This window comes from Sandarakinorhabdus rubra, from assembly GCF_010994245.1.
Lineage (GTDB): Bacteria > Pseudomonadota > Alphaproteobacteria > Sphingomonadales > Sphingomonadaceae > Sandarakinorhabdus > Sandarakinorhabdus rubra.
Genome location: NZ_WMHO01000194.1, coordinates 1 through 4,886 on the forward strand (window position 1 = coordinate 1; position 4,886 = coordinate 4,886).

Annotated in this window: 3 protein-coding genes and 1 pseudogene; 1 reads left to right on the plus strand and 3 read right to left on the minus strand. The window is 69.1% G+C overall.

Translation table 11 applies throughout. The features are described from left to right. The 3 genes and pseudogenes from GJV64_RS11315 to GJV64_RS11325 all read right to left on the minus strand — a co-directional run. Positions 1–547, minus strand: a pseudogene (locus GJV64_RS11315) (efflux RND transporter periplasmic adaptor subunit); the annotation flags it as partial. Beyond that, positions 547–2,910, minus strand: a complete 2,364-nt coding sequence (locus GJV64_RS11320; protein ID WP_164157328.1) for an ABC transporter permease — start codon at positions 2,908–2,910, stop codon at positions 547–549. The pseudogene GJV64_RS11315 and the gene GJV64_RS11320, both read right to left, overlap by 1 nt. Continuing rightward, on the minus strand, positions 2,907–3,650 hold the full coding sequence (locus tag GJV64_RS11325; RefSeq protein ID WP_235927710.1) for an ABC transporter ATP-binding protein: 744 nt from the start codon (positions 3,648–3,650) through the stop codon (positions 2,907–2,909). The genes GJV64_RS11320 and GJV64_RS11325 overlap by 4 nt, the downstream gene beginning before the upstream one ends. A 146-nt stretch (positions 3,651–3,796) precedes the next feature. On the opposite strand from GJV64_RS11325, the gene GJV64_RS11330 reads away from it, so the two are divergent. Beyond that, positions 3,797–4,886: thymidine phosphorylase (locus GJV64_RS11330; protein ID WP_164157329.1), on the plus strand; the 1,090-nt coding region annotated here is incomplete at its 3' end.

Below are 4,886 nucleotides of genomic sequence, written 5' to 3' on the forward strand. Positions count from 1 at the left end.
CCTCGCTGCCCGTGGGTGCGGCCAGTTGTGCCCGAAGGCGGGCGATATCGGCGTTGCCCTGCGCCAACTGGGCGGCGGTGGTGGCAACGCGGGTGCGCGCGGCCTCCAGTTGCGCGCGGGCGAGAAAGCCGCGCCTTCCCAGGTCCTCGGAGCGGGCCAGATCGCGGCGGGCCTGTTCCAGCGTCGCCGCCGTGCCGCGGGTGCTGGCCTGCGCCGCCACCAGGGCTGCGCGCACCTGGCGCTGGCTGTTGGGATCCAGCGGCGCCGATGGCGGCCCGTGCATGTGGGTAATCATCCGGCCAACCGTCACCGTGTCACCCGGCTCCAGCGTGATCGGTTCGACATAGCCGCTGATCGGCGCCGACACGACCGAGAGGCGGCGCACGCGGGTGGTGCCATCATCGGTGATGCCCACCATCATCGGGCCTTGCGTCACCACGGCCGCGTCCACCGGTTGCGGCTGCGGCCAGAAGGCATAGGTGAGCCCACCGGCCAGCAATGCAACCAGCAGCAGCGCCCAGCGCCAGCGGTTGAGGAACGCTCCCATCACTCCCTCGCCTTCAATACGCGCACCATGTCGAGCCGCTGCACGCGCAGCGCCACCGTGCCGGCCGTGGCCGCCGCCGCCATCAGCACGATGACGATCGACCAGCCATAGCTGGCCCGGTCCGGCGCGAACGGCAGGCGGAACAGGTCGGAACTGAACATCGCGGTCATCAACTGCGCCAGGCCATAGCCGATCAGGCAGGCAAACGTCGTCGCCAGCACCACCAGCAACGCCAGTTCCCCCAGCAGCACCAGGGCGACTTCGCTGCGATGATAGCCCAGCACCCGGAGCGTCGCCAGTTCATGCGCCCGTTCCGAATGGATGATGCGCGCACTGTTGTAGACCACGCCGATGACGATGGCCGAGGCAAAGCCGACATAGAAGATGATCATGGTCAGCAGATTGTCGTCGATCATCTTCTCGAACTGCACCAGCGACGCCGCCTTCTCGTTGACACCCAGCACCTGCGGCATCGCCTTCAGCCGGGCGAGGATGGCATCACGCTGCGCCGGATCGATGCGCAACAGGGCGGCGCCGACCGGGGCGTTGTCGCGCGCCAGCGCCGCCAGCGTGTCCTCGCCGGCATAGGCACGCTTGCCGATATACTCGTCGACGATGCTGACCACCGGCAGGCGGGTGACGCTGCGTCGCCCGGCCAGCAGTTGCACCTCGACGCGCTGGCCGGCGCGCACGCCCAGCTTGTCGGCGAGTTGCCGGCTGAGCAGCAGGCCATGTTCGGGCAGCGCAATGGCGCGGCCTTGGGCGTCGATGCGCAGGCTGAGCGCGGTGTCGGTGCGGGTCGCTTCGATGGCCGTGCGTTCCTGGCGGTTGCCGTTGACCAGCCGCACCGCCAGCCCGCGCGCCGGCTCCACCCGCATGACGCCGGGCAGCTGCGCCAGTGCGAACAGCACGTCGTGCCCGCGCGGTTCGACGAAGGTGACGGTAAGATCCTGACGCTGGGCGCGGAAGAAGAAACTGTCGATCATGGTGCGACTGGAATCGATGAACTGCAGGGTGGAGAACAACAGCCCGCCGGCCATCGCCACGCCCAGCACGGTGATCGCCGATCGCCCTGGCCAGCGCGCGATGTGGCGCACGATCATGTGGCCGATGGCGGAAAAGCCCAGCCGCCGGCCCAGCTGCTCCACGGCGCCGGCGCGATAGATGGGTGGTGGCGGCGGCGACATGGCGACCGCCGGGCTTAACCGCACCGCCTGCCGGACGCCGAACGCTGCGCCCAGCCCGGCCGTTGCCAGCGACAGCGCGCCCGCTGCCAGGATCAACGGCGGCGACACGATGTAATCGAGGAAGGGGAAGTGATAATATTCGCTGTAGAGCCGCGCCATTTCGCGGCCCATCCAGATGCCGGCTGCAGCCCCCATCAACGTCGCCAGCAGCGCGATGACGGCCGCGAACTTCAGATAGTGCGCCGCCACCGCCCAATCGGAATAGCCGAACGCCTTCAACAGTCCGATCTGGCCGCGTTCGGTGCGGATCATGCGGCCCATGACGATGGTGACCAGGAACACCGCCACCACCAGGAACACCGGCGGGATGACCCGCGTGATGGCATCCAGTTGCTGCAACTCGTTGTCGATGAAGGCGTGGCTCAGGTGGTCGGCGCGGCCGTAGGCACCCGTGCCGCCATAAGGCGCCAGTATCGCATCGATGGCCCGGATCACGTTGACCGGGTTGGCGCCGGGTTCCAGCATGACCGACAGGCTGTTGATCGCCTCCTGCCGGTCGGTCGCCGCCTCCAGCCCGCGCCGACCCATCCAGAACACGCCGAAGCGCCGGTCATCGGGCAACAGGTCGCCCGGCGCCATGGCATAGACAAAGTTGGGCGCCATGCCGATGCCGACCACCATCAGCGACAGCCGGCGGCCATGGACAAGCGCAGTGATGCGGCTGCCAGGGGCCAGGCTATTGGCCCTGGCAAAGGCTTCATCGGCCACCACCTCGCCCGGCCGGCCGGGCTGCGGCATGCGGCCCAGCCGCAGCGTCACCTGGTTGAGCCGGTTCTGGCCGCGATCGTCCAGCGCGTTGAACAAGGCCCTGACCGGCGCCGCGTTGCCGGGCACATCCAGCGTCGCATAGCTCTGGATGCCGCCCTCGGCGCGGGCCACGCCGGGAATGGCAGCGATGCGCGCCACGATGGCCCGCGGCGCGCGCACCATGCCGGAAAACAGGTCGGCAAAGGCATTGCGGGCATAATAGGCGTCCCGCGTTTCGGTGAGCGACCGGTGCAGCCCCATCGACATGATGAAGGTGGCCGTCGCCGCCGCCAGCACCAGCGCGATGGCCAGCGCCTGGCCGCGCAGCCGCCACAGGTCACGCGCCAGCTTGAGATCGAGCGCCGTCACCAGCTGATCTCCGCCGGCGCCACCGGATGGTCGTTCAGTTCCTCTCGGGCAATCCGGCCGTCGCGGAAATGGATGACGCGGTGCGCCATGGCGGCGATACCGACATTGTGGGTGATGATCACCACGGTGGCACCCAGCTGGCGATTGGCTTCGGCCAGCGCCGCCAGCACATGCACGCCGGTAGCTGAATCGAGCGCGCCGGTCGGCTCGTCGCAGAGCAGCACGGCGGGCTGCTTGGCGATGGCGCGTGCCACGGCCACACGCTGCTGCTCGCCGCCCGACAATTGCGCCGGATAATTGTCCCGCCGGTTGGCCAGCCCCACCCGGTCAAGCGCGGCGGCCGGGTCCATCGGATGCGCGGCGATATCGGTCACGAGCCGCACATTCTCCAGCGCGGTGAGGCTGGGGATGAGATTGTAGAATTGGAAGATGAAGCCCACGTGGGCGCGGCGGAAGCGGGTGAGGCCGGTGTCGTCCAGGCCGGTCAGTTCCTCATCGCCAAACCACAGGCGGCCGCTGGTCGGCCGGTCCAGCCCGCCCAGGATGTTGAGCAGGGTGGACTTGCCGCTGCCCGACGGGCCGAGCAGCACCAGCATCTCGCCCGCGGCGATCGCCAGATCGACGCCGCGCAGGGCATGAACCTCGGCCTCGCCGGTGCGATACAGCTTGCCCAGCCCGGTGGCGGCAAAGCTGCCGGGCGGCGCGCCGGGCGCACTGGGGTCCACACTGTCTGACATCATCGGTGCCGCCAGTGTCGGGCGGGCAGACGCCTCCCACAAGCCGGGGTGATTGCGGATGGCTGTCCGTAGAAGCCCGGCATTGGCCCACCGCCGCGGCTGGTGCATGCTGCCCACAGGACAACAGGGGGAGGCCGAGCGGCGCGCACATGTTCACGATCCGCCCGGTCGCCATCGATACCTATCCGGAAAACATGGCCTTCCTGCCGCGCACCGGCAGCAGCTATGGCGCCGAACAGTTCCAGGCGTTGAAGAAGATCGAGATCTGCGCCGGCGAAGCGAGCATCCTCGCCACGCTGGCCATTCTGGATGATGACCATCTGCTCGAACCCGGCGAGATCGGGCTGGGCGAACAGGCCTTCCGCCGGCTGGGCCTGCCGGCTGGCACGAACGTTACCATCGCCCAGGCCCGCCCGCCGGCCAGCCTGGAGGCCGTGCGCCGCAAGATCGGCGGCGCCTTGCTGGACGCGCCAGACATCAATGCCATCATCGCCGACATCACCCACCACCGGTATGCGCCCATGGAGATCGCCGCCTTCCTGGTGGCCTGCGCCGGCTCCATGTCGCGCGGCGAGACGCTGGCGCTCACCCGCGCCATGGCCAACGCCGGCGAGCGGCTGCACTGGCCCGGCCCGCTGGTGGTGGACAAGCATTGCATCGGCGGCATCCCCGGCAACCGCACCTCCATGATCGTGGTGCCGATCGTGGCCGCCCACGGCCTGATCATCCCCAAGACCAGTTCGCGCGCCATCACGTCGCCATCGGGCACCGCCGACACGATGGAAGTGCTGGCCAATGTCGAACTCACCGCCGCGCGGATCGAGGCGATCGTGGCACAGGAGCACGCCGTGCTGGCCTGGGGCGGCCGGGTCAACCTCTCCCCGGCGGACGATATCCTGATCAGCGTCGAACGGCCGCTCGGCATCGACACCGCCGAGCAGATGGTGGCCTCCATCCTGTCCAAGAAGCTCGCGGCCGGCGCCACCCACCTGGTGATCGACATGCCGGTTGGCCCCACCGCCAAGGTGCGCAGCGAAGCCGCCGCCGTGAAGCTGCGCAAACTGTTCGAATATGTCGCCGGCCAGCTGGGCATGGTGATCGATGTGGTGATCACCGACGGCAGCCAGCCGGTGGGGCGCGGCGTCGGCCCGGTGCTGGAAGCCCGCGACGTGATGCAGGTGCTGCGCGGCGAGGCCGATGCCCCGGCAGACCTGCGCGCCCACGCGCTGCTGCTGGCCG